At 69.1% G+C, this 23,426-nt stretch carries 22 protein-coding genes; 17 read left to right on the forward strand and 5 right to left on the reverse strand.

Annotated features, from left to right (window positions below):
- Positions 1-33 precede the first annotated feature (33 nt).
- The 7 genes from LY12_RS19460 to LY12_RS19490 all read left to right on the forward strand — a co-directional run bounded on the left by LY12_RS19460 (position 34) and on the right by LY12_RS19490 (position 4,543).
- Positions 34-372, forward strand: coding sequence for a hypothetical protein (locus LY12_RS19460; RefSeq protein WP_253858756.1), 339 nt, complete (start codon positions 34-36; stop codon positions 370-372).
- Positions 362-1,252, forward strand: a complete 891-nt coding sequence (locus LY12_RS19465) for a hypothetical protein (RefSeq protein ID WP_253858757.1) — start codon at positions 362-364, stop codon at positions 1,250-1,252. The genes LY12_RS19460 and LY12_RS19465 overlap by 11 nt, the downstream gene beginning before the upstream one ends.
- 17 nt (positions 1,253-1,269) lie before the next feature.
- Positions 1,270-1,728, forward strand: coding sequence for a hypothetical protein (locus tag LY12_RS19470; RefSeq protein ID WP_253858758.1), 459 nt, complete (start codon positions 1,270-1,272; stop codon positions 1,726-1,728).
- A gap of 47 nt (positions 1,729-1,775) precedes the next feature.
- Positions 1,776-2,288 (forward strand): DUF3558 family protein, encoded by a 513-nt coding sequence (locus LY12_RS19475; protein ID WP_253858759.1) that lies wholly within the window; start codon positions 1,776-1,778, stop codon positions 2,286-2,288.
- Between the two features lie 4 nt (positions 2,289-2,292).
- Entirely contained in the window at positions 2,293-2,937 is a 645-nt protein-coding gene (locus LY12_RS19480) for a hypothetical protein (protein WP_253858760.1), read from the forward strand.
- Positions 2,938-3,059: 122 nt separating this feature from the next.
- A complete protein-coding gene (locus LY12_RS19485) occupies positions 3,060-3,848 on the forward strand; it encodes a helix-turn-helix transcriptional regulator (RefSeq protein WP_253858761.1) in 789 nt (262 codons plus the stop codon).
- A gap of 77 nt (positions 3,849-3,925) precedes the next feature.
- Positions 3,926-4,543, forward strand: coding sequence for a LysE family translocator (locus LY12_RS19490; protein ID WP_253858762.1), 618 nt, complete (start codon positions 3,926-3,928; stop codon positions 4,541-4,543).
- Between the two features lie 91 nt (positions 4,544-4,634).
- On the opposite strand, the gene LY12_RS19495 is transcribed toward LY12_RS19490, so the two are convergent.
- Positions 4,635-6,617, reverse strand: coding sequence for an N-acetylmuramoyl-L-alanine amidase (locus tag LY12_RS19495; protein WP_253858763.1), 1,983 nt, complete (start codon positions 6,615-6,617; stop codon positions 4,635-4,637).
- A gap of 1,092 nt (positions 6,618-7,709) precedes the next feature.
- On the opposite strand from LY12_RS19495, the gene groES reads away from it, so the two are divergent.
- Both groES and groL read left to right on the forward strand, forming a co-directional pair.
- Positions 7,710-8,003 (forward strand): co-chaperone GroES, encoded by a 294-nt coding sequence (groES, locus tag LY12_RS19500; protein ID WP_030532828.1) that lies wholly within the window; start codon positions 7,710-7,712, stop codon positions 8,001-8,003.
- A gap of 81 nt (positions 8,004-8,084) precedes the next feature.
- Entirely contained in the window at positions 8,085-9,704 is a 1,620-nt protein-coding gene (groL, locus tag LY12_RS19505) for a chaperonin GroEL (RefSeq protein WP_253858764.1), read from the forward strand.
- A gap of 80 nt (positions 9,705-9,784) precedes the next feature.
- Here groL and LY12_RS19510 read toward each other — a convergent pair whose 3' ends face one another.
- The gene (locus LY12_RS19510; protein ID WP_253858765.1) at positions 9,785-10,522 is read right to left on the reverse strand and encodes an SDR family NAD(P)-dependent oxidoreductase; all 738 of its coding nucleotides are present in this window, start codon (positions 10,520-10,522) and stop codon (positions 9,785-9,787) included.
- Between the two features lie 95 nt (positions 10,523-10,617).
- Between LY12_RS19510 and LY12_RS19515 the strand changes: the two genes are divergently transcribed.
- Positions 10,618-11,214, forward strand: coding sequence for a TetR/AcrR family transcriptional regulator (locus LY12_RS19515; RefSeq protein ID WP_253858766.1), 597 nt, complete (start codon positions 10,618-10,620; stop codon positions 11,212-11,214).
- A 112-nt stretch (positions 11,215-11,326) separates the two neighbouring features.
- Here LY12_RS19515 and LY12_RS19520 read toward each other — a convergent pair whose 3' ends face one another.
- On the reverse strand, positions 11,327-11,626 hold the full coding sequence (locus LY12_RS19520; RefSeq protein WP_183779530.1) for a WhiB family transcriptional regulator: 300 nt from the start codon (positions 11,624-11,626) through the stop codon (positions 11,327-11,329).
- Between the two features lie 257 nt (positions 11,627-11,883).
- Here LY12_RS19520 and LY12_RS19525 point away from each other — a divergent pair, with 257 nt between their 5' ends.
- The 4 genes from LY12_RS19525 (at position 11,884) to LY12_RS19540 (ending at position 16,073) form a co-directional block, all read left to right on the forward strand.
- Positions 11,884-12,933, forward strand: a complete 1,050-nt coding sequence (locus tag LY12_RS19525; protein WP_253858767.1) for a hypothetical protein — start codon at positions 11,884-11,886, stop codon at positions 12,931-12,933.
- A 129-nt stretch (positions 12,934-13,062) separates the two neighbouring features.
- Positions 13,063-13,659 (forward strand): response regulator transcription factor, encoded by a 597-nt coding sequence (locus tag LY12_RS19530; RefSeq protein ID WP_030532824.1) that lies wholly within the window; start codon positions 13,063-13,065, stop codon positions 13,657-13,659.
- Between the two features lie 419 nt (positions 13,660-14,078).
- Positions 14,079-14,651: a sigma-70 family RNA polymerase sigma factor gene (locus LY12_RS19535; protein ID WP_183779528.1), complete on the forward strand. Its 573-nt coding sequence runs from the start codon at positions 14,079-14,081 to the stop codon at positions 14,649-14,651.
- On the forward strand, positions 14,652-16,073 hold the full coding sequence (locus LY12_RS19540) for an anti-sigma-D factor RsdA (RefSeq protein ID WP_308292147.1): 1,422 nt from the start codon (positions 14,652-14,654) through the stop codon (positions 16,071-16,073).
- Positions 16,074-16,405: 332 nt separating this feature from the next.
- On the opposite strand, the gene LY12_RS19545 is transcribed toward LY12_RS19540, so the two are convergent.
- Positions 16,406-16,801, reverse strand: a complete 396-nt coding sequence (locus LY12_RS19545) for a DUF5319 domain-containing protein (RefSeq protein ID WP_253858768.1) — start codon at positions 16,799-16,801, stop codon at positions 16,406-16,408.
- Positions 16,802-16,977: 176 nt separating this feature from the next.
- Here LY12_RS19545 and guaB point away from each other — a divergent pair, with 176 nt between their 5' ends.
- The 3 genes from guaB (at position 16,978) to LY12_RS19560 (ending at position 21,656) form a co-directional block, all read left to right on the forward strand.
- Entirely contained in the window at positions 16,978-18,462 is a 1,485-nt protein-coding gene (guaB, locus tag LY12_RS19550) for an IMP dehydrogenase (RefSeq protein ID WP_253858925.1), read from the forward strand.
- Positions 18,463-18,564: 102 nt separating this feature from the next.
- Complete coding sequence (locus LY12_RS19555; protein WP_253858769.1) at positions 18,565-19,722, forward strand: GuaB3 family IMP dehydrogenase-related protein; 1,158 nt, start codon at positions 18,565-18,567, stop codon at positions 19,720-19,722.
- 203 nt (positions 19,723-19,925) lie between these two features.
- Entirely contained in the window at positions 19,926-21,656 is a 1,731-nt protein-coding gene (locus LY12_RS19560; protein ID WP_253858770.1) for a GMC family oxidoreductase N-terminal domain-containing protein, read from the forward strand.
- Between the two features lie 436 nt (positions 21,657-22,092).
- Here LY12_RS19560 and LY12_RS19565 read toward each other — a convergent pair whose 3' ends face one another.
- Complete coding sequence (locus LY12_RS19565) at positions 22,093-23,400, reverse strand: aldehyde dehydrogenase family protein (RefSeq protein WP_253858771.1); 1,308 nt, start codon at positions 23,398-23,400, stop codon at positions 22,093-22,095.
- Between the last annotated feature and the right edge of the window lie 26 nt (positions 23,401-23,426).

Here is a 23,426-nt window from a genome sequence, read left to right on the forward strand (position 1 = left end):
GCCTGCGACCGTAGTTCGACTACGGAGAGGATTATGTCTGCTACGGGGGGCCATGAAGTCGACCCTCTTATTCTGCGCGATCTCGCCAAGTATGTCTCTGGTTTGGCGACGAGCTTTGAGGTGATCCGTATTGATGCGCAGTATGAAGGGTTGAGCACCAAAGGATTTACCGGCTTGCTCGCGCCGATAGGCGATTCGTTTTCCGCTTTCGGTCAAGAAACACTTGAACCGCTTGCCGAAATGGCCACCAAGAAGATGAATCAAATGGCTGACAGCTTGCTTTCGGCTGCTGAGCAGTATGGGCTCGCGGAAGCTGAGGCGCACGAGCGGATCGAGGGTTCGGCGGAAGGGGGAGGCTTCAATGCAGTTTAAGGATACTGTGGACATCAAGGGCTTCTTTCCGACAGTTGCCAAAAAGCCTCTCGCTGAGCAATTCGAGGAAGAGTACTTCCTTCTGGATGAGGTTGACTGGTTCTGGCGCAACTTTTTTAGCGATGAGAACAAGGGTCTCTACGCGACGCTCGTTGAACCGATCGCCGGCGACTTCAATCGTATTGCGGAAAACGGTGAGGCATGGAAACATGTAGCTGACAATTTCCGCGGAATATCCGCAAATCTTACCGACAACGCGCATGTTGTTTTGCGGGACTCTTGGAGTTATGGGCAAGCGTCGGAGGCTTTTCAATCTCTTGTCGAGAACATTTGGAGTCCTGCTCTTTTTGTGGCAGAAGAGATGTCGGACTTCATGGGCGCGGGGTTCGTGAGGCTATCGGAGGGGCTCGTGAATCTGGCGGAAGTCGTCGTGAAGCTCCTGAAGAAGATTGTTAACAAGATCAAGGATCTCGCGACCCGTGCTATTAGTAGTTTGGGTGGCGTCCTTGCCAAAGCGGTTGAGTGGGTAGCCACCGGCTTTGAGAAGTTCCCCTACTGGGAAGACGTTGAAGAGATTATTCAGATTGTTAATCAGGTTCTCGGGATACACAAGACGATCCAGAAGTTGACTGATGTCGTAAAGAAGTACGTCAAGTCCTTCGTTCAGGTATTTGATGCCATCAAGGCGATTCCGGACATAAATTCAACCCAGGATGGTTTCGCTATAATCAAGGATGTTCGTGACGGAACGATTGACATGGAAAAACAGTCTAGGGAGCATCAGGAAAGTAAAGGGAAGCTGAAGGAGCGCAAATCGAAAATTGACGATACGTTGAACCCTGGGCCGAACTCGGTGGAGAATGGTGGTTCTCTCAAGTGAGAAGCGGGCGGCCTGACGTGCAGTCATCGCCGGATATGATGGAGGCTCGGCGGGCTCTCGAAGCGGCGCTCGATGACGTCGCATCGGATATCCGGACGTCGGAGGATATTCTTTCGCAGGTCAACGACGAAGCTGCAGGGCGGACTGACGAGGAAATTGATCTCTTTGTTTCGTATGTGACGGGGGTCGGGAACACTCCCGAATGGGACGCGGTTGCTGCCAGGGTCGCCAGTGGCGAAATCGAATGGGGTTCGGTTGCGAATGGCTCCCTTGCGTCGGACCGCGGTGTTGTCGAAGCGTTCCGATCAAATCCTCGTATTTCTACCCCGGAACAAATGGATGCTATTGTCGGCCAAGTTTCCACCGGGCTTGGTGGCGAAAATCCGAGTAAGTCAGGAGGCCCCGACGAGTCTAATCGAAAATCGACACCGGTGGACGATGACGACTATTTCGACAGTTCACCATGGTTTGGCTAGATCTGCGGGACTCATGTGTGGTCGAAGCAACGAAGAAGGTGGTGTGGATGAACAGCGGATCGCTCTTGCGGAAAATTTCGGCTGTTTCAGGCGTAGTGGCAGGTGTGGTCGCGCTGGCGTCCTGCGGACAGGAACCGTCCGGCGTCGCGGGTGATGCTCCGGGCTCACCGTCCACGCCACAGGTGTCGCCGATCTCCCCGTGTGAGTTGGTGACGGCAACGGAGCTGAAGGATGCGACAGGCATCTCGTTCAACGACGGGGAGAAGCGAGGCCCGCAATGTTACTACGCCACCGCAGACTACGCTTCGACCGCGAGCGTCAGTACCGGGCTGGATACCGTGGCGGACCACCTCGACACGAAGAAGATCACGATCAGCGGCGCCGAAGCCGTCCGGGGTCAGCCGCCGGAAGGCGATCAATGCCTGGTGGACGTGTCCCTGGGTTCGAACGCGCCGGTGGAGACATTGAGTACTTCGATGTCTGCGGTGGATTCAGCCGACAAGCCCTGTGAGATCGCCACGGCCATCGCCGAGAAAGCTCTGGCGGGATTGAAGGAATGACGCCATGCCGCACTGGCTCTGGTACGTCGGCGCAGCTGTCGTCGTCGGAATCTACTTCTACATCACGTGGAAGGAAAAACAGAAAACTCACAGCGACTACGCGCAGTTGGCGTCAGGGCTGGGCTGGCGTTACGAGAAGTACAGCACAGACTACAACTCCCGCTATCGTAAGTACTCGCCGTTCGACGATGGGAAACGCCCGCGGGCGGACTACGTCTTTCACGGCTCGCGTCGTGGCCGTCCCCTTGTCGTATTCCAGTACAGCGCTGACTTCGAGTACACCGAAGGCCGGTCCAAGCGGCAGCACTGGCAGGTCACCGTCGTGGGGATGGCCAACGACGTGTCGACGCTGGAAGTCGGCCCACGCGGGACACTCGGCCGCATCGCACAGCGCGCCGGCCTGGGGCAGAACACGGGTGACGACTATTTCGACCGCCGTTACGCGGTGAAGACCGCGGACAAGGATCTCGCGGCGACACTGCTGAACGACGACGTGCGGTCACTACTACGCCGCCGCAAGGACGACGCGAATCTCCTGCTCCACGGCACCGAGATCGTCACGTGGCGGAACGGGCCGCTGTATCCTGACGACATGGAGCCTTGGGTCGACTTCCTCAACGACGTCCTTGACCGTGCGGGCCTGGAGTGACACCCGCCGCCGCCCTCGGCGCCCACGTCGCTGCCGCGGGCCACAAGCCGAGCGCGCTCGACCTGTCCGCCAACCCCGGCCTGCCCGTGGACACGGTCCTCGTCTGAGGGGCGCGAGCGAGAGTGGCGGAGTTCCGGCGCAGCACGTTGTTGGCGCACCTGGAGGTGCGCCGCTCGTGCCGGCAGAACACGTGCTATCGCCCGCATTTCCACGACACGTTCTCGATCGGGTTGATCGACAGGGGTTCCTCCGTGTTCACCGGGTCGCCCGCGGGCGCGATCCGGTTGCATCCGGGTGACGTCGTCGTCGTTCCGGCCGGGCACGTCCACGCCTGCAATCCCGACGAGGGGTCATGGCTGTACCGGATGGCGCACATGGGCCAGGAGTGGGCGGTGTCGCTCGTGTCCACGGGTGCGGCGGACCGACTGCTGTCCGGGATCGGTGTGCTGCGCCGCGACGAGCTGCACGAGCGGATGGCCGCCGCGATGCAGACCGTCTTCGCCGATGCGGACCCCGCCCGCATCGAAGCCGAGTTCGGTGCCGCGCTGACCGAACTGGCCGCAGCCACGCCGGAACATCTCGTTCCCAGCGGCACGGATTCCGCGTTGCGCACGCAGTTGCGGCCGGTCATGGACCGCCTGCGGGGTGACGAGGCGAACCCGTCGCTCGACGAACTGGCGCGGTTGGCCGGCATGACCAGGTACGGCTTGGTGCGGGCCATGCGCCGCGCGACCGGTCTCACGCCACTGGCCTGGCGGCAGAACGCCCGCATCGTGCGGGCGCGGGACCTACTCCGCGCGGGCCAGCCGATCGCAGACACCGCACAGGAACTCGGGTTCACCGATCAGAGCCATTTCCACCGCGTGTTCCGCGCGCACGTCGCCGTCTCGCCGGGTGCCTACCGCGGCTGAGCGCAAGAACGTACAAGATCCCGGTCCCACCTGCTGCGCATGCTCGGTGCGTTCGTCGCCGAGACATGTGAGGGGACATGGAGCAGTTCGCCGCCGTTGCCACCGCCCACTTCCTCGCCCTGCTGATCCCCGGGGTCGACTTCTTCCTCATCGCCCGCACCGCGATGACGTGCGGCTGGCGGAACGCCACCGGTGTCTGCCTGGGTATCGCCGTCGCCAACGGGATTCTCGTCGCGGCGGCGTTCTCCGGCGTGTCGCTGCTGTCGCATCCCGTGCTCCTCGGCGGGATCCAGGTGGCGCGCGGGGCGTTCCTCGTCCTCCTCGGCGTCGCGTTCGTCAGGGCGACGGTCGGGCTCGACGTCGAACAGGGGCCGCGTACGGAATCGGCGACGTGGCTGCGCGGGGCCGGGCTCGGCATCACCTCGGGCCTGCTGAACCCGAAGAACGCGTTGTTCTACGTCAGCCTCGCCGCCGCGGTCGCCGCCGCCCCGCCACCGGAGCTCGCGTTCTACGGCGCGTGGATGGTGACGGTCGTGCTCGGCTGGGACGTCTTCGTCGCCCTCGTGCTCGGTTCCCGGCGGGCACTCGCGCGCATGGAGCGCCTGCTGCCGTGGCTCACGAAGGCGGCAGGCGGCTTCCTCGTCGTGTTCGGCGCAGCCATGATCGCCGACCTCGCGGTGCGGATCGTGTCGTAGCAGGAACGCAGGACACGCGGTGCCGAGAGCCCCCAGGGGCACTTTGGTTGCACTCAACGCAACCAAAGTGCCCCTGGGGGTGCGGCGGCCGTTACACGTGCCAGGTGTCGACGTCGGCGAGCCTGACGTAGGCGACCCGGTGCCCCAACTGCACCTGGGCGTACTTCTCGCCGCGGACGACGACGTGCTGCGACTCGTCGTAGGTCTTCGCGTGGTAGTACTCGGCATCCACGACCAGGCCGACGGCGTAGCGCTGCCCCTCGGGGATCGAGTACTGGAGTGGCGCGAGCTCCTGCGGCGGCACGTCTCCGGGGTAGGCGCTCGCCTCCGGATATGCCCGCCCGTACACGGGAATCCGCCCCGAACCGGCCTTCGGCGCGGCAACCACGCCGAGCGCCGGCCTCGCGACCGGCGCCGAGGCCGGGTTCTTCAGCCACCCCTTCGTGCCGTTGAACCAGATCGCCGTCCAGTCGCCCTCCGACCCGGCGACCGCGTACACCTGGCCGGTCACGACCCGGCTGCCCCAGTCGGACAGGTGCATCGACTGCGGGGAACCATCGGGATTCAGCGCCGGATCGTTCAGCAACGGCGCGTCGTCGCGGGGTTCGGTGCGCAGCATGACCATCGCCGAGCCGGTGGCCGGGCATGCCGCGGACGGGTCGTCGGCATCGCACCCGTGGAAAGGCAGGTGGTTCGCGTCGAAGTCCGGCAGGATCACCACGAGCCCGGTGTCGGCGCGCCACGTGGACAGTTCGGCGCCGAGCAGCTCGAAGTAGTGCGCCCAGTCCCAGTAGGGGCCCGGGTCCCAGTGCATGCCGGCGACGTTCTCCGGAGTGGTCCCCGGCACGTTGTCGTGGCCGATGATGTGGTGCCGGTCCAGTGGAATGCGGAACCTGCGCGCCAGGTGCCGCACCAGCTTCGCCGACGCGCGGTACATCGCTTCGGTGTACCAGGCCGGTTCGGCGGCGAAGCCCTCGTGCTCGATACCGATCGACTTGGCGTTGACGTACCAGTTGCCCGCGTGCCACCCGACGTCCTCGGTGCGCACGTGTTGCGCTACGTGCCCGTCGGAGGAGCGGATCGTGTAGTGCCACGACACGTATTCCGGGTCCTGCACCAGACCGAGTGCGACGTCGTAGGTGCATTCGGTGTCGTGGACGACGATGTGCGTGATGCGCTGGCTGTCGGGGCGGCGCGCCTGATCGTGGTTGCCGTAGTGGCCGGGGTCGTCGGAGAGCTGTTCGTACGGCGCGGGGATCCACTCGACGGGCAGGTCGTCGGGGCCTTCCGGCGATGCGGCCTCGGCGGTGCGCAGGCCGAGCGAACGCAGCTGGGTGCGGTCCGGGCGTGCGGCGGATGCGGTCAACCGCACCGGTTCGCCGTCCACGGTGACGCGCTCGGCACCCTCGGCCAGGACGGCGTACACCTCGTCGGCGAAGAAACCCGCCGTCGCCTCGTCGTCGGCGCCGCTGTAGCGGGCGACCGCACCGTAGAAGTCGCCGGGCTCGTGCCCGCGTGCTCCGGACGTGCGGTGGTAGTGGGCGAGCAGCGCCGCACCGCCGCGAATGTTCTCCACGGGGTCGGTGCGCAGTGTCTCCTTGTCGACACCGGTGAGCTCGGCGGCGAGATCGATGGTCTGCAACCGTTCCGTCGGCGTGCCCTCGGCGGGGGAGACGGGACGCAGCGTGCGGCGGGCGGTGTCGCCGCGCGGATCCTCGACCGGGCTGCTCGTGCCGGCCGTGTCCCCGGCGGCGGTCGTGCTGCCGCGGCTGTCGTGGTGACTGCCGCCCGCGGCGGCGGTCCGCAGGTCGGTGAGGTGCATCGGGCCGTACCCGGCGCTGCTGCTCGGCCTGCCGCCGTGGTCGTCCCAGCGGGATTCGAGGTACGACACGGCCAGCAGCACCCGTTCCGGAACTCCGAACTCCGCGGCCGCGGCGGTGAACGCACGCTGCCGGGCGCTCCGTTCCGCGGCGGAGGCGACACCACCCGTGGCGGAGAATCCCGCGGTGGCCGCGGCGAGACCCGCGGTTCCGGCGGCGGCGCGAAGAGCCGTACGTCGAGGAAAGGTGTCCATGCGTTCACTCCTCACCGGCGATGTGGTGTGAGGAATGTACCGACAGCCCGCCCAACGTGGAACGAACTTTCTTCCGGGGACGTATCGCCCGTCCGTATGACACCGCGGTGCCCCGAGCCGCCCCCAAGGGCACCTTGGGGGCGTTCAACGCCACAAATCCTCCCCTCGCATGGAGCGTGTCCGTTCCGGTGGGGTGACATCGGGGAGCCCCGAAACTTCCCTCACGTCGACGGGCCGGTGCGCTGCTGTGGTGCGACCACCCGCGCGCCGCAGGGGCACGCCGGCGCGTGGTTGCGTTCGATGCACCGAAGGGGCAGCCCGCAATGACACCCCTTCGGCGCAGGTGCGCGTCGACGCGGGGCCGGCTGCTGTCGGGGGTGTGCCGAGGTGGTCAGCCGCCCAGGCGCACGGCCGTGCGGATCAGCGGGCCGAGCGCACTCGACATGCCGCGCCGGGGCAGTGCCGCGCCGGGGCAGTGCCGCGATGCGGCCGGCGCGCTGCCGGAGGCCGTCGAGGTCGCCGCGCTCGACGTGGTGGGCGACGTGCAGCGCGGCGAGCTGGTGGGTGTCGAGGGCACTGGTGGGGTGTCGAGGGCACTGTGGCCGTTGCCGGGCAGGTCGACCAGCACGCTGCGGGGGAGCAGTCGCGCGACGCGTTCGGCGACAGGGTGCGGCCTTCAGTGCCCCCGAGGCGCCCTTGGGGGCACTGAACACCGCGGGGTCGTCAGGAGCAGCTTCCGCAGCACCCGCATCCGCGACCGGTACACGCACTGCAGCAGTTGCAGCCACCCATTCGGATCACCGTCCCTTGTCCGTGTCGTCCGCAGGGGAAGGTCGTTCACGGTAGCCGGACCGGCAGTGCGTGCGGCACCGCGCGACGAGTGACGACGTGCCGTCACGAGGAGTCCGCGCGACCGGCGAAAGCGCCGATCAGCTCGAGAGGCACCCCTGCTTGCGCGGCTAGCACTCCCATGGCTAGAGTGCTAATCGAAACGGCACCACACACGCCCCGGCACCCGCGACGGCGGGGTGGTAGGCGCCGTACCCAATAGGTACCTGCCAACGCTTTCTTAGACCCGTGGAGGTCAACCCGGTGAGCGTGAACATCAAACCGCTCGAGGACAAGATCGTTGTCCAGAGGAGCGAGGCCGAGGAGACGACGGCTTCCGGTCTCGTCATCCCGGACACCGCCAAGGAAAAGCCCCAGGAGGGCAAGGTTCTGGCCGTCGGCCCGGGCCGTGTCGACGACAAGGGCAACCGCGTCCCGGTGGACGTGAACGAGGGCGACGTCGTCATCTACTCGAAGTACGGCGGCACCGAGGTCACGTACAACGGCGAGGAGTACTTGATCCTGTCCGCCCGCGACGTGCTGGCCGTCGTCAACTGACGACCCGCTATGCGTTGACGCCCCGGGCCCCGCTGATACCGGGGGTCGGGGCGTTTCGCGTGCCCGGAGAGAGGTTCCTCAATGCCTAAGCAGATCAATTTCGACGAGGATTCTCGTCGCGCGCTCGAGCGCGGGGTCGACAAGCTCGCCAACGCCGTCAAGGTGACGCTCGGCCCGCGTGGCCGGCACGTCGTCCTGGACAAGCAGTTCGGCGGCCCGACGGTCACGCTCGACGGCGTGACGGTGGCCCGTGACATCGAGATCGACGAACCGTTCGAGAACCTCGGTGCGCAGCTGGCCAAGAGCGTCGCCACGAAGACGAACGACGTGGCAGGCGACGGCACCACGACGGCGACCGTGCTCGCGCAGTCGCTGGTCAAGGTGGGCCTGCGCAACGTGGCCGCCGGTGCGAGCCCGGCCGCGCTCGGCGCGGGGATGGAGAAGGCCGCGGACCACGTGGTCGAGTTCCTGAAGAACAAGGCCACCCCGGTCAAGGGCCGCGACAACATCGCCCAGGTCGGCACGGTCACGTCGCGGGACGCCAACATCGGCGCCCTGCTCGGCGAGGCCGTCGAGAAGGTCGGCGAGGACGGCGTGATCACCGTGGAGGAGTCCTCCACGATGGCCACCGAGCTCGACATCACCGAGGGCGTGCAGTTCGACAAGGGCTTCCTGTCGGCGCACTTCGCGACCAACCCGGAGGAGCAGCGGGCGACTCTCGAGAACGCCTACGTGCTGCTGCACCGGGAGAAGATCTCGTCGCTGAACGACCTGCTCCCGCTGCTGGAGAAGGTCGCGGAGACCAAGAAGCCGCTGCTGATCATCGCCGAGGACGTCGAGGGCGAGGCGCTGTCCACGCTCGTCGTCAACTCGCTGCGCAAGACGATCAGCGCGGTGGCCGTCAAGGCGCCGTTCTTCGGTGACCGCCGCAAGGCGTTCCTGGACGACTTGGCCGTCGTCACCGGCGGCACGGTCGTCTCGAGCGAGATCGGCATGAAGCTGTCCGAGTCGGGCATCGACGTGCTGGGCCAGGCCCGTCGCATCGAGATCACCAAGGACGCGACGACCATCGTCGACGGCGCGGGCTCCAAGGACGCCATCGCCGACCGGGTCTCCCAGATCCGCAGCGAGATCGAGTCGACCGATTCCGACTGGGATCGCGAGAAGCTCCAGGAGCGGCTCGCGAAGCTCGGCGGCGGCGTCGCGGTCATCAAGGTCGGTGCGGCCACCGAGACCGAGCTGAACGAGCGCAAGCACCGCATCGAGGACGCCGTGGCCTCCACCAAGGCGGCCGTCGAGGAGGGCATCGTGCCCGGCGGTGGCTCGGCGCTGGTCCACGCGTCGAAGGAGCTCGAGGGCAACCTCGGCCTCACCGGCGACGAGGCCACCGGCGTCAAGATCGTCCGTGAGGCGCTCACCGCTCCGCTCTACTGGATCGCCCACAACGCGGGCCACGAGGCCGCGGTGCTGGTGTCGAAGGTCAAGGAGCAGAGCTGGGGCCAGGGCCTCAACGCGGCGACCGGCGAGCTCACGGACCTGCTCGCGGCCGGTGTCGTCGACCCGGTCAAGGTGACGCGTTCGGCGGTGGCCAACGCGGCGTCCATCACCCGGCTGGTGCTCACCACGGAAGGCTCCGTGGTGGAGAAGCCCGAGGAGGACGAGGACGAGGACGCGGGCCACGGTCACGGCCACGCGCACTGACGTCGCTCGTAGACGCACCCGGCGGGGCGGCACTCCCATTGCGGAGTGCCGCCCCGTCTCGTTGTGCGGCCGGCACGTCTTCAGGCGCTGGCGCCGCCGTCGACCAGAATGCCGCTGCCCGTGATGAACCGCCCGCCCTCGCCGGCCAGATGCGCCACGGTCGCGGCGACGTCGTCCGGTGCCGCGTACTCGGTGAGCGCTCGTCCCGCCTTCTGCGCCGCGGCGCGCGGGCCGTCGGCAGGGTTCATGTCGGTGTCCGTCGAGCCCGGGTGCACCACGACCGCCGAGATGCCGCGTGGGCCCAGGTCGCGTGCGAGGCCGCGGGTGAGCCCGTCGAGTGCCGACTTGCTGGCCGAGTAGAGGCTGAGCCCGGGACCGGGTGCGCGGCCGGCGAGGCTGCTCCCGATGTTGATCACTCGGCCGCCGTCGGGCAGGTACCGGGCCGCGGCCTGCGTGGCCACGAGCACGGCGCGGACGTGGATCGCCAGTGTCCGGTCGATCTCCGCCACGGTGAGCTCGTCGATGGTCGCAGTCGGGAAGACGCCCGCGTTGTTGACGAGGATGTCGACGCCGCCGAGTGTCTCGGCCGTGCGGTGGACCGAGTCCGCCACCGCGTCGGCGTCGGTGCTGTCGGCGCGTATCGCCAAGGCCTTCCGGCCGTGCGCCTCGATCCGTCCCACGACCTCGCTGCTCTGCTGTTCTGCCGAGGTGTAGGTCAGCGCCACGTCGGCGCCGTCGGCGGCGAGCCTGGTGGCGATCGCCGCGCCGATTCCCCTGCTGCCTCCGCTGACGAGCGCGACCTTGCCTGCCAGTGTCATGCGCGTACTCCTTTTTGTGTCGATCGATATATAAATAAGACGCGTAAGCTGAGCGGGTCAAGCTTTTCTGTGCTGATCACTACAGAAAGAGGGTTATGTCACCCCGAGGTCGCCCGAGGGCGTTCGACCGTGACGCGGCGCTCGACACCGCGATGCGCGCGTTCTGGGAACACGGTTACGAGGCCACGTCGGTCTCCGACCTGACCGCGGCGATGGGGATCGGATCACCCAGCCTGTACGCCGCGTTCGGCGGAAAGGAGGCGTTGTTCCGGGAGTCCGTCGACCACTACGTCCGCCGCTACGGCCAGCAGGCCGTGGAGGAGCTCGACCGCGAGCCGGTCGTGCGCCGCGCCGTCGAAGCGATGCTCCTGGCGAATGTCGGCCTCTACACCGACCCGGCGCTGCCACCCGGCTGCATGGTCGTGGACGCGGCGACGAACTGCGCACCCGGCAACGATGCCGTGCGGGAGTTCCTCGCGGAGCAGCGGCGCGTGACCCGCGAGCGGGTCGCCGCGCGGCTCCGGCGTGCGGTCGCGGAGGGTGAGCTGCCCGCCGAGGCCGACCTCGACGCGCTCGTGGCGTTCTGCGAGACCGTCCGGAACGGGTTGTCACATCTGGCGCGGGACGGGCGCTCGGCCGACGAGCTGCGGTCTGTCGTGGCCGTTGCCATGAATGCCTGGCCCGGCGGGTGAGGTCGCTCGCGAGAAAGATATTTCCGCGAAAGTTTGCGGGAAAGATGATTTGACGAAAAGAAAGGGGCGCCCGGCCGGGCGCCCCTTTCTTCTTCCCCCTCCGGAAAGAGGTTCACATTACGACGGTCAGCGAGCGTTGTTCGTTGCGGATGATGTGCTCCCGTTCGCTTTCCGAGAGGCCGCCCCACACGCCGTAGGGTTCGTGGACCGCGAGGGCGTGCTCTCTGCACAGTTCGAGCACCGGGCACGCTCGGCAGACGGCCTTTGCTCTGGCCTCTCGTCGTGCTCTCGCCGGACCTCGCTCCCCGTCGGGGTGAAAGAATGAGCCGCTGTCCATGCCCCGGCACGACCCCTCGAGCTGCCAGTCCCAGATATCGGCATTCGGGCCGGGAAGCCTGCGGATATCCGCCATCGATGTCCCCTCGTCGAATCCGGTCCCACGTAACCGGATCAGTTACGACTACTCCATTCGGTGCAACGAGGAGCACGTTAGAAGTGTGGCAAAAGTTGTTCAAGTGATTGGCAAGCGGATTCATTCGTTAGGCATCCCCCGCAGGTGTGATAGCAGACACAGTGTTGGTTTTTCGCCCGGGTTCCCGTCCCGCTCGTGCTCGTGACCGGCGGGTGGTGCCGCCGCCGGGCGGACCGTCCCGGCGGCAGGATGGCGCCGTGACTCTCGAGAACCACCTCCGCCGGATCGCGTTCGGCGATGCGGGTGAGTCGGCCGCCACGCCGGACCACCGGATCGCCGGTATGGCCTCCGACGCCCGTACCGACCGTGAGCGCTGGTTGGCCGCCGTCGCACTCGGTGCGCGCGGCCGGTACGCCGCTGCGACGACGTTGCTGCGCCGCCTGCGCCGCAGCCGGGACGTGGTGGTCGCCTCCCTTGCCGCGAGCACGATCGCCTCGCACCGCCGCCAGCTCGGCGGGCACGCGGCGGCGCTGCCGGCTGACGGCGCGGCGCTCGCCGCCGTGGCGGGCCTGCCCCTCGCACCATCCGTGCACGGTGTTCCAGCCGGGGGAGACGCAGACGGCACCGCGAGCGGGCCGGGTCCCACGGACGGGAAGGCCACGAATGGGAAGGCCACGGACGGGACGGCCACGGACGTGCCGGGCACGGGCGGGACGGGGGCCACGGGGATCGGGGCCGACGTGGACGGCGTCGACGTCGCCGGCGCGTGGGCCGACGCCCTGCTCGGACTGGCCGCGGACCAGCTCGCGCTCGGCAGGCCCGCGCTGGCGCGCCGCCTCGTGGGGGAGGTCACGGCCGGTCTCGATGCCGCCTTCGGGGAGGGCGGCGGCAGCGTGCGCTCCCGGGTGCGCGCGGCGTGGGTCGGCACCGAAGCGGCACTCGCCGGTGGCGACCCGGCGACGGCGGTCGCGTCGGCCGAGGCCGCGTTGCGCCTCCTCGGCTCCGGGGCAGGTGCGAGGCCGGTCCGGCATCGCACCAAGACGGAGCTCGTGCTCGCGGCGGCTCTGCTGGCGGCGGGTGCGGACCCGGCTCGGCCCGCGGAACTGGTGACCGCGGCGCTCACGGTGATCGACACCCACGGGTTCGCGTCGCTGTCGTGGCCCGCCCGGCTCCTCGCCGCGGACACCGACCCGGCGAACGCTGACGAGCACCGGCTTCGTGCCACGCGTGAGGTACACGCACTGTTACGCAGGGTCGACCCCGAACTGCGCAGACTCGCGGTGGAGTCGCCGTGGGTCCCGGTGTGAGCCTGCGACCTGCCGTTCCGGCATCCGGGTCAGAGAAATTTCAAAAAAGCCACCAGATCGTGTCAAGGTCCGGCCTAAAGCGTCCGATAGTGGGGGTAGTACGTCACCCGGCTGCAGGAAGGAACCCCCGTGACTACGGTCTTGATCTGCGACGACCGACGCAGTGTCCGCGAAGGCCTCACCCGCGTGATGTCCGCTGTGCCCGGCGTCAGCCGCATCGACTGCGTAGCGCACGGTGACGAGTTGCTGGCCCGCTACTCCCGGCAGCCGGTCGATGTCGTGCTCGTGGGCACGCAGCGCGCCGTGCCCACCGGAGTGGAGGCCACGCGTCGTCTCGTGTCGGCGAACCCGCAGGCGAACGTGATCGTCTTCGGCGCTCCGGACGACGCGGGCAGCATCGCGGCGGCCATCGCGGGCGGCGCCCGCGGCTACCTGCGCTGGGACGCCTCGCGCCCCGAACTCGTCGCCGCACTCGCCCACACGCTCGCCAGCACGTCCGTGCCCGCCCAGCGGCAGCCCGCCGACCCGGGCGTGCAGCTCACCGAACGCGAGCTGCAGGTGTTGCGCGGCATGGCCCAGGGCAAGAGCAACGGCCAGATCGGCCGCGAGCTGTACCTGTCCGAGGACACCGTGAAGACCCACGCGCGCAGGCTGTTCCGCAAGCTCGGCGTGCGCGACCGGGCGCAGGCCGTCGCGCACGGCTTCCGCCGCGGACTCGTGGCCTGATCCGACATGGCCTGATCCCGACTCTGCACCACCGGCATTTGCCGCCGCAGTAACCCGCTGCCCGGGGACGACACCGACGGGGCGTGGCATGGTGACATGCCGCGCCCCGTCGTGTGCGTGTAGCCGGTACCGTGGCCGACGGCGATGCCGTGCGCGTTACGCGTCGCCCACACGGCCGCCCGTCACGACGGACCCGACCACGGATCCCCACGACGGACGCAGTGTGTTCGCGTGGGACGCAGGACGTCCGACGGTAGCCCGGTCGTGGGGCATGTCACCTGCACGAGCGACCGTCGGGAACTCACGCGGAACTCAAGGAGTGGCCGGGTACTGTGGTCACGTCACCGGCGTGAGGGACGCTGAGCCCGCGCGCCGCTTTTCATGCACACCGAGACGTAACACCGGGATCGTTGTCTGCGATGGCCACTGTGGGGGATGGACTGGACGAGTCGGTCGCCGCCGCTGTTGAGGGAGATCAGCAAGCGGTCGAGCGGCTGCTCGCTTCGATCCGCCCCCTTGTGGTGCGGTATTGCCGCGCCCGTGTTGGCAGGCAGGAGCGTTCGTACGCTTCGGCAGACGACGTGGCTCAGGAGGTGTGTCTCGCGGTGCTGACCGCTCTGCCCTCCTACCGCGACCAGGGACGACCCTTCCTGGCGTTCGTCTACGGCATCGCCGCCCACAAGGTGGCCGACGCACACCGCGCGGCCCACCGCAACAAGGCGGAGCCGGTCGCCGAAGTGCCGGACGAGATGGAGCGTGACGTCGGGCCCGAACAGTTCGCCATCCAGGGTGAGCTGAACGAGCGCATGACGAAACTGCTGCAGGTCCTGCCGGAGAAACAACGCGAGATCGTGGTGTTGCGTGTGGTCGTCGGACTGTCCGCGGAGGAGACCGCGGAGGCCGTGGGATCGACCCCCGGCGCGGTCCGGGTCGCTCAGCACCGTGCTCTCGCGCGGCTGCGCAAGGTGCTGGCCGCTGAGGAGGTGGTCTGAGTGACGGAACACACCGGTCCTGCCGGTTCGGCCGACGAGCCGGAACGCGACGCCGCCGACGCCGGAGCGGTCGAGTACACCGAGTCCGACATCGATGACACCGCCGGCCCGGCCGATGACACCGCCGGTGCCGAGGACGCCGCCGGTGCCGAGGACGCCGGGGCCGAGAGCGCTGACGCCCAGGACGCCACGGCCGAGAGTGCTGACGCCACGGCGGGGGACGCCGAAGCCGAGGACACCGGGGCTGAGGACACCGGGGCTGAGGACGCTGCGGCCGAGGACACCGGGGCTGAGGACGCTGCGGCCGAGGACGGCTCGGTAACCGGGACCGGCGCCGACGAGACCGCGGACACCGAGACCGCGGACACCGAGACAGGTGGCAGCGCCGACGGCCTCGCCGCTGTCGTCACCATCACACCCGCGGGCCTGACCGAGTCCGCCGACGCCGACACTGCCGACGCCGAGACCGCCGAGACCGCCGACGCGGAGCCCGGGGAACCGGTGAGCGGCACCGACGGCGCCGAACTCGCCACGGCCGCCGCGGACCTGACGGCTGTGCAGGCCGACGACGCGCTGCTCGACGCGCTCGGTGGACCCGACGCGAAGGTGGCCGACGAGCTCGGCGACGCGGAGCTGGGTGCGCTGCTGCTCGCGTGGCGGCGGGACATCGACAGCGAACGCATTCCCGAGCTGATCGACGCCGACACGGCCGCCACCGAGATCAGGACGGCGTCGCTGGCCAAGCGGCACGCGGGCCGTGGTCACAAGCGGCGGTTCATGGTGCCGGTCGCGGCGGCCGCCGCGGTGCTGGCCATCGGGTTCACGGGTACGGCGCTGGCCGCGCGGGACGCCCAGCCGGGCGACACCCTGTGGGGCCTGAGCAAGGTGCTCTACACCGACCACGCCCGGTCCGTGGAGGCGGCAGCGTCGGTGCGCACGTCGATGGACGAGGCCCGGCTCGCGCTGGCCTCGGACCGCTACGACGAGGCTCGCTCCGCGCTCTCGCAGGCCGAACAGGACCTGAAGAACGTGACGGCCACCGAGGAGGCCGCGCAGCTCAAGGCACGGCACATGCAGCTGATGCAACGACTGCAGGGTCACCCGGACGAGGGCGCCGAGCCCGCTCCGGACTCGTCGACCGACGGTTCGTCGTCGAGCTCGACCTCGCCGGACTCCTCGTCGCCGGACTCGTCGTCGCCGACCGGGTCCAACCCGCAGCCCGGACCGGACGATCCGACCGACACCACGCCGACGGATCCGGACGATTCGACGACGAGTGAGCCGGACGACACCACGTCACCCGCGCCGAGTTCGGAGTCGCCGACCCCGTCCACGGAGACGAGCGACGAGACGGGCCGTTCGTCCGGCGGCAGTGACAGCGGGTCCCAGGTGTCACCCGCCCTGTCCGGAAGCACCAGCTGAGGCGGACTCGACAGCGGAACGCCCCCGAGGTCTGCGGCGTGACCCTCGGGGGCGTTCCGCTGTTCCGGTCGTGCTCGTCCCGCTCCGTGTCCCCTCCCGGCTCCGGCTGCGCTCGTCGCGGCCGCATCCGGGCGACGATCATGCCGGCGCGCGAGGTCGGCCGTGGCTGCAGGGATCGGCCACTCGTGTTCGCTACACGCGAACAGGTGTGAGAAGCGTCGCGCGGCACCGGGATCCGGGCCGGTCGCGTTGCGGCACGGCCGGGAGTCCGGAGCGCCCCGGAGCCCGTCCCGTCGCAGGTCAGGGAGCAGGGCTGCCGGTGGGGCGGCGACTCAGTAGGCGTTCTCGGTCGTGGTGATGCCGTCGGCGAAGCCGCGGCAGTAGTCCCACGTCACATAGTCGGCGGGGTCCGGGTCGAACGCGGGCTCGTGGGGACGCATGCGGCCGTCGGCGAGCAGCTGCTCGAGACTGGCGCGGAGCAGGTGCCAGTCGTGGTAGTGCGGCAGGTCGCACTCGCCGCAGTCCACCACGATTCCGCGCACCCCGCGCGGCTCGAGAAGTGCCTGGTAGACGGCCAGGTCGGCGAGGTCCGAGAGGAGTTCGGTGCGCTCCTCCTCGGAGATCGGCTCACCGGCCTGCTCTTCGATTTCGGCGATCTCCTTTGCCGGGTCGTCGGGGTCATCGGCGAACGGGTCTGGGGGCAACACGTCGTGCGGCACGGGCTGCACGGTACCGGGAAGGTACCCCCATCCGTCCAGCTACCATCGATTACGAGGCGTTTCGCCCCGTGCAGCCACCCGCATCCCCCAATGCATCGAGGAAGGTCCGCCGCCCTATGCCGAGCGAGTTCACCGACTCCGACTCCAGCGCCGCCGTGCCCGGTGGTGCCGACGACGCCGCCGTGATGGCGGACAAGTTCGCGCTCCTCGGGCTGACCTTCGACGACGTGCTGCTGTTGCCCGCCGAGTCGGACATCGTGCCGAGCTCCGTCGACACGTCGACCCGGGTGTCGCGCAACGTGTCGCTGCGGATTCCGCTGCTGTCGGCGGCGATGGACACCGTCACCGAGGCTCGGATGGCGATCGCGATGGCCCGGCAGGGCGGCATGGGCGTGCTGCAGCGCAACCTGCCGATCGACGAGCAGGCGCAGGCCGTCGAGATCGTCAAGCGGTCCGAGGCCGGCATGGTGACCGATCCGGTGACGTGCTCACCCGACGACACGCTCGCCGAGGTCGACGCGCTGTGCGCCCGGTTCCGCATCTCCGGCGTGCCCGTCGCCGACGCGTCCGGTCAGCTCGTGGGCATCATCACCAACCGTGACATGCGGTTCGAGGTGGACCACTCCAAGCAGGTGCGCGAGGTCATGACACCCGCACCGCTGGTGACCGCCCAGGTCGGCGTCACCGCGGAGGCCGCGCTCGGCCTGCTGCGCAAGCACAAGATCGAGAAGCTGCCGATCGTCGACGGTGCGGGCAAGCTGCGCGGGCTGATCACGGTGAAGGACTTCGTCAAGACCGAGCAGTATCCGGACGCCAGCAAGGACGACGACGGGCGGCTGATCGTCGGTGCCGCCGTCGGTGTCGGCCCCGACGGACACCAGCGTGCGATGGCGCTGGCCGACGCGGGCGTCGACGTGCTCGTCGTGGACACCGCGCACGGCCACTCGAGGGGCGTGGTCGACACTGTGGCGACGTTGAAGAAGGAACTCGGCGACGCGGTCGACGTGGTTGGCGGCAACGTGGCCACGCGCGCGGGCGCGCAGGCGCTCGTCGACGCGGGCGTGGACGGTGTGAAGGTCGGCGTCGGTCCCGGCTCGATCTGCACCACCCGCGTCGTCGCCGGTGTGGGCATGCCGCAGATCTCCGCGATCCACGAGGCCGACAAGGCGTGCCGGCCCGCGGGCGTTCCGGTGATCGGCGACGGCGGTATCCAGTACTCGGGCGACATCTCGAAGGCCGTCGCGGCCGGGGCGTCGGCCGTGATGCTGGGCAGCCTGCTCGCGGGTACCGCCGAGGCGCCCGGTGAGGTCGTGCTCGTCGGCGGCAAACAGTTCAAGACCTACCGCGGCATGGGATCGCTCGGTGCGATGAGTTCCCGCGGCGGTGCGCGGTCGTACTCGAAGGACCGCTACGCCCAGGACGACGTGCTGTCCGAGGACAAGCTGGTGCCCGAGGGCGTCGAGGGCCGGATCCCGTACCGGGGCCCGCTGGCGAACGTCGTCCACCAGCTCGTCGGTGGGCTGCGGTCGGGCATGGGCTACGCGGGCGCGCAGACGGTGCCGCAGATGCAGCGCGCGCAGCTGGTGCGGATCACCGCGGCCGGGCTCAAGGAGAGCCACCCGCACGATGTGACGATGACCGTCGAATCGCCGAACTACACGACGCGCTGAGACGCCGACACCACGGCTGAGACGCCGCATCCGGCAACCCTGCCCGACGGCCGGGGTTTTCCCCGGACGCGGCGGAATCCGGGAAGCGAGAGAGGACTACACGTGCGGGATCTGGTCGAGATCGGCATGGGACGGACCGCCCGGCGGTCGTACGACTTCGACGACATCGACATCGTGCCGTCGCGGCGGACGCGGTCGTCGAAGGTGGTGTCGACCGGCTGGCAGATCGACGCCTACCGGTTCGACCTGCCGCTCGTGACACACCCCACGGACGCGGTCGTGTCGCCGCACACGGCCATCGAGATCGGCAGGCTCGGCGGCCTCGCCGCGCTGAACGCCGAGGGGCTGTGGGCGCGGCACGCCGATGCCGACAGCGCGCTCGCCAGGGTGGCCGAGGCCGCGAAGGACGGTGCGGCCCCGTCCGAGGTCGTGCAGCGGCTGCAGGAACTGCACGCCGCGCCCGTCCGGCACGACCTGATCACCGAAGCGGTGCGCACCGTGCGGGACTCGGGCGTCACGGTGGCGGCGCGGGTGAGCCCGCAGCACGCGGCCGAGCTCACCCCGCACCTGCTGTCCGCGGGCGTGGAGATCCTCATCGTGCAGGGCACGATCGTGTCGGCCGAGCACGTCGGGGAGGACAGCGGTGAGAGTGACACCGACCCGCTGAACCTCAAGGACTTCATCGCCGACCTCGACGTTCCCGTGGTCGCCGGTGGGGTGAGCGACTACCGCACGGCCATGCACCTGATGCGCACCGGCGCGGCGGGCGTCATCGTCGGCCACGGCTACACGCCGGGCATCACCAGTACCGACCAGGTGCTCGGCATCGGCGTGCCGATGGCGACGGCGCTGATCGACGCCGCGGCCGCGCGCCGTGACTACCTCGACGAGACCGGTGGCCGTTACGTCCACGTGCTCGCCGACGGCGGAGTCCGTCATTCGGGCGACATCGCCAAGGCCGTCGCGTGCGGAGCGGACGCCGTCATGCTGGGCGCGCCGTTGGCCGCCGCGAGCGAGGCACCGGGCCGCGGCCTGTACTGGACGTCGGCGGCGGCGCACCCGTCGCTGCCGCGTTCGCGGGTCGCACCTGCGAGCGCCGGCGAGCACACGGGGGTGGACCTGCGCACGCTGCTGCACGGGCCGTCGCAGGACCCGAGCGGCACGGTCAACCTGTTCGGTGCACTCCGGCGTGCTCTGGCCAAGACGGGCTACTCCGACCTCAAGGAGTTCCAGCGCGTCGGGCTGACTGTCCGCCACTGACGCCCGTGCTGCCGGTCTGTGCCTGGCGCCCCCAAGGGCACCTTGGTCGCGTTGAGTGCAACCAAAGTGCCCCTGGGGGCAACCGCGCCCGTGGTACATCGACCGCATCGCGGACACGGAGCGTCATGCGATGTGACTACGTGAATTGACCCGCCAGTAACCTACCTCTGGTCAGAAGTTGCCCGGCTGGTTACAGTTTTTGTGTGACTTCGCGTAACACCATCGCTGGGGATGGCAGGACTGACCTCGACTACGACGTGCTGGTCGTCGGCTCCGGGTTCGGCGGCAGCGTCGCGGCGCTGCGGCTGACCGAGAAGGGCTACCGCGTCGGCGTCGTCGAAGCGGGCAAGCGCTTCACCGACGAGGATTTCGCCAAGACGTCGTGGGATCTGCGCAACTACCTGTGGGCTCCGCAGCTCGGGTGCTACGGCATCCAGCGGGTGCACCTGTTGCGTGACTGCATGATCCTCGCCGGGTCGGGGGTCGGCGGCGGCTCGCTGGTGTACGCGAACACCCTGTACCGGCCGCTCGCACCGTTCTACCGGGATCCGCAGTGGTCGCACATCACCGACTGGGAGTCCGAGCTCACGCCGTTCTACGACCAGGCCAGCCGTATGCTCGGCGTGAACGTCAACCCGACGGTGACCCCGTCCGACGAGGTCATGCAGAAGGTGGCCGCCGATCTGGGCGTCTCCGACACCTACCACGCGACCCCGGTGGGCGTGTACTTCGGCGAGCCGGGCACCGACGTCGCCGACCCGTACTTCGGCGGTGCGGGCCCCGCGCGCACGGGCTGCACCGAGTGCGGATCCTGCATGACCGGCTGCCGGGTGGGCGCGAAGAACACGCTCGTCAAGAACTACCTGTACCTCGCCGAGCAGGGCGGAGCCCACGTCGTGCCGATGACGACGGTGACGGCGGTACGTCCGCGGGGAGCCGGTGCGTTCGAGGTCGATCTGCGGAAGACGGGCACGACGTCGAAGAAGTTCACCACGACCGTCACTGCGGGCCACGTCGTCATGGCCGCGGGCACGTGGGGTACGCAGAAGCTGCTGCACGCGATGCGTGACAACGGCACGCTGCCGCGGCTGTCGAACCGCTTCGGCGAGCTGACGCGCACCAACTCCGAGGCGATCCTCGGTGCCGCGCGCACCGACGTCGACCCGCAGCGCGACTACAGCAGGGGCGTCGCGATCACCTCGTCGATCCACCCGGACGAGGACACCCACGTCGAGCCGGTGCGCTACGGCAAGGGCAGCAACGCGATGAGCCTGCTGCAGACGATCGCCACCGACGGCAGGCTCGCCGAGCCGCGGTGGAAACAGCTGGCCAAGTACATGGTCAAGCATCCGCTCAAGACCGTGAAGATGCTCAACGGCTACAAGTGGAGCGAGCGGACCGTGATCCTGCTCGTCATGCAGAGTCTGGACAACTCGATCACGACGTTCACCAAGCGGGGCCTGTTCGGGCGGCGCCGGTACACCTCGAAGCAGGGCCACGGCGAGCCGAACCCGACGTTCATCCCCGCCGGGTACGAGGCCACACAGCGCACGGCGGAGCACATCGACGGCGTTCCGGGCGGCACGTGGGGCGAGATCTTCGACATCCCGCTGACCGCTCACTTCATCGGCGGCGCACCGATCGGCACCAGCTCCGACGAGGGCGTCATCGACCCGTACCACCGCGTGTTCGGCTACCCGAATCTGCACATCGTGGACGGCTCGGCGATCACGGCCAACCTGGGCGTGAACCCGTCGCTGACGATCACGGCACAGGCGGAGCGGGCGTTCTCGTTCTGGCCGAACGCCGGCGACACGGACCCGCGCCCGTCGCAGGACGAGCCGTACCGGCGGATCGATGCGGTGGCGCCGCGCCGCCCGGCCGTACCCGCCGAGGCGCCGGGCGCCCTCCGCCTCCCGATCACCCCCGCGTAGCCCCCCGCGTGTCCTGCACTCAGGACGCCGTGTTGCGCTTTCCGGGGGCCGAGTTGCGTTTCCCGGGGCGCTGCGTGTGGCCACCCGGTCACCTGCCGTCCGTGCTCATCGACGCGCTGGTGGACGACTGCGCCCACCGGCGTCGCCGGCGGCCACTTGCACGGCCGGTCGCCGGGCGCCGCGACCGGATCGTGCGGGCGGGACCATCCGGATCGACCTTCGCGTCGATCGAAGCTCCACGACCACCCGGCAGACGGCATGGTTCTCGCCGTTCGCGTGTGCCACGGTTGCCTGTCCGTTCGCGTCGGCACCATGCGGATGGCGGCGTTGGGCCACGCGCGGGCGCAACACGAGCCCCGGAACGCGCAACACGGTCCCCGGAATACGCAACACGCGGTACCGAATGCAGGACACGCGGGGTGCGGGGTCAGCGCGGTCAGGTCAGCGTGGTGAGTTGCGGTGTGGTGATCGCGTGCATGGTGATGCGGACCGTGGCCGGGTCGTAGTCGGGCACGTCGCCGACGACCACGCGGGCCGCCTCCAGCTGGGCCTGTGCGCGCATGGCGAGTGCGGTGTCGGCGGTGAACAGGCCCACCGCCGGCGCGGCAGCTCCGGGTGCGGACACCGCGGCGAGCGCCTCCTCGGGTTCGTCGGCGACGGTCACCGCCAGGACCGGCCCGGCCGCGGGTTCGTCCTCGGTGCCGGTCACCAGAGTCGGTTCCCCGGAGGTGCCGCCCGCCAGCACGGTCGCGCCCGCGGCCACGGTGTCGGACAGCCACGCGGCGGCCTGCTCGGTCACGTCGGCTGGCAACGGGCCCACCGAGACGGACGTGTCGTAGGCGTTGCCGGTGACCTGGGTTTCGACCGCCGACGCGAGTGCGGGCAACAGCTCCTCGGCGACCGCCGAGGACACCACGGCCCGCCGCACCGCCTCCGGCCGCATCCCGCCCTGGCGGGTTGCGGCGACGGCGATGCGTTCGGCGATCTCGCCGCGGTCGGCAGCGCCGGCGATGTCGGTCACGACCACGGCGGAGCCCCGGCCAGGACCGGCCGTGTCCACTCGCACCAGGTCGCCGTCCACAGGCTCGGCACCGGGGAGGATCGAGAACGAGCCTTCCGGCATGCCGACCTCGCCCAGCGCCTCGCCGAGCGCCAGTGCCGACAACGGTGTCGCCGTGCCCGCCGCGACGACCACCGGCGAGCCCACCGCGAACGCGGCCGCCACGATGTGGGCCGCACTACGCAGCGGGGCCTCGGGGGACACGACACCGAGCACGGGTCCGCGTGGAATCTCGCGGATCAACGTCGCCGCTCCGCCGTCGCTGTTCACTCTGCCGTCGCGGGGCAGGGGATGCCGTGCCGCGTACCGCAGCACCGCGACGGCCTCCGCCACCTCCCGCTGTGCCCAGCGCAGCGGAATGCCGCTCTCCGCGGTGATCAGTTCCGACAGTTCCTCGTGGCGGGCTTCGAGTTCGCCAGCGGCGATCTGCAGTGCGCCCGTGCGCAGCTCTTCGTCGTCGATCCGGCCGAGCTGCACCGCCGCGGCGACCGCGCGTGCGGTCTGCTCGGGTGAGGGCGTGGCGACCGTCGCCACCTCGGTGTCGTCGGCCGGGTGCGTGACGGGTGCCGTGTCCGGGCTCGGCTCTGCGCGCCCGGCGATCCAGGCCTCGCGTGGGCGTGGGGTGTACGCCCCCTCGTCGGCATCGGGATCGAAGTCGAAATCCGGCGAGCCTGCTGTGTCCATGGCCGCAGCCTATGTGGGCCCGCTCA

The organism is Prauserella alba (assembly GCF_024171735.1).
In the GTDB taxonomy this organism is placed as follows: Bacteria; Actinomycetota; Actinomycetes; order Mycobacteriales; family Pseudonocardiaceae; genus Prauserella; species Prauserella alba.

Coding starts and splice junctions, on each gene's coding strand:
- LY12_RS19460 (WP_253858756.1), top strand. CDS start 34: ATGTCTGCTACGGGGGGCCATGAAGTCGACCCTCTTATTCTGCGCGAT.
- LY12_RS19465 (WP_253858757.1), top strand. CDS start 362: ATGCAGTTTAAGGATACTGTGGACATCAAGGGCTTCTTTCCGACAGTT.
- LY12_RS19475 (WP_253858759.1), top strand. CDS start 1,776: ATGAACAGCGGATCGCTCTTGCGGAAAATTTCGGCTGTTTCAGGCGTA.
- LY12_RS19480 (WP_253858760.1), top strand. CDS start 2,293: ATGCCGCACTGGCTCTGGTACGTCGGCGCAGCTGTCGTCGTCGGAATC.
- LY12_RS19490 (WP_253858762.1), top strand. CDS start 3,926: ATGGAGCAGTTCGCCGCCGTTGCCACCGCCCACTTCCTCGCCCTGCTG.
- LY12_RS19495 (WP_253858763.1), bottom strand. CDS start 6,617: ATGGACACCTTTCCTCGACGTACGGCTCTTCGCGCCGCCGCCGGAACC.
- groL (WP_253858764.1), top strand. CDS start 8,085: ATGCCTAAGCAGATCAATTTCGACGAGGATTCTCGTCGCGCGCTCGAG.
- LY12_RS19510 (WP_253858765.1), bottom strand. CDS start 10,522: ATGACACTGGCAGGCAAGGTCGCGCTCGTCAGCGGAGGCAGCAGGGGA.
- LY12_RS19515 (WP_253858766.1), top strand. CDS start 10,618: ATGTCACCCCGAGGTCGCCCGAGGGCGTTCGACCGTGACGCGGCGCTC.
- LY12_RS19520 (WP_183779530.1), bottom strand. CDS start 11,626: ATGGCGGATATCCGCAGGCTTCCCGGCCCGAATGCCGATATCTGGGAC.
- LY12_RS19535 (WP_183779528.1), top strand. CDS start 14,079: ATGGCCACTGTGGGGGATGGACTGGACGAGTCGGTCGCCGCCGCTGTT.
- guaB (WP_253858925.1), top strand. CDS start 16,978: ATGGCGGACAAGTTCGCGCTCCTCGGGCTGACCTTCGACGACGTGCTG.
- LY12_RS19565 (WP_253858771.1), bottom strand. CDS start 23,400: ATGGACACAGCAGGCTCGCCGGATTTCGACTTCGATCCCGATGCCGAC.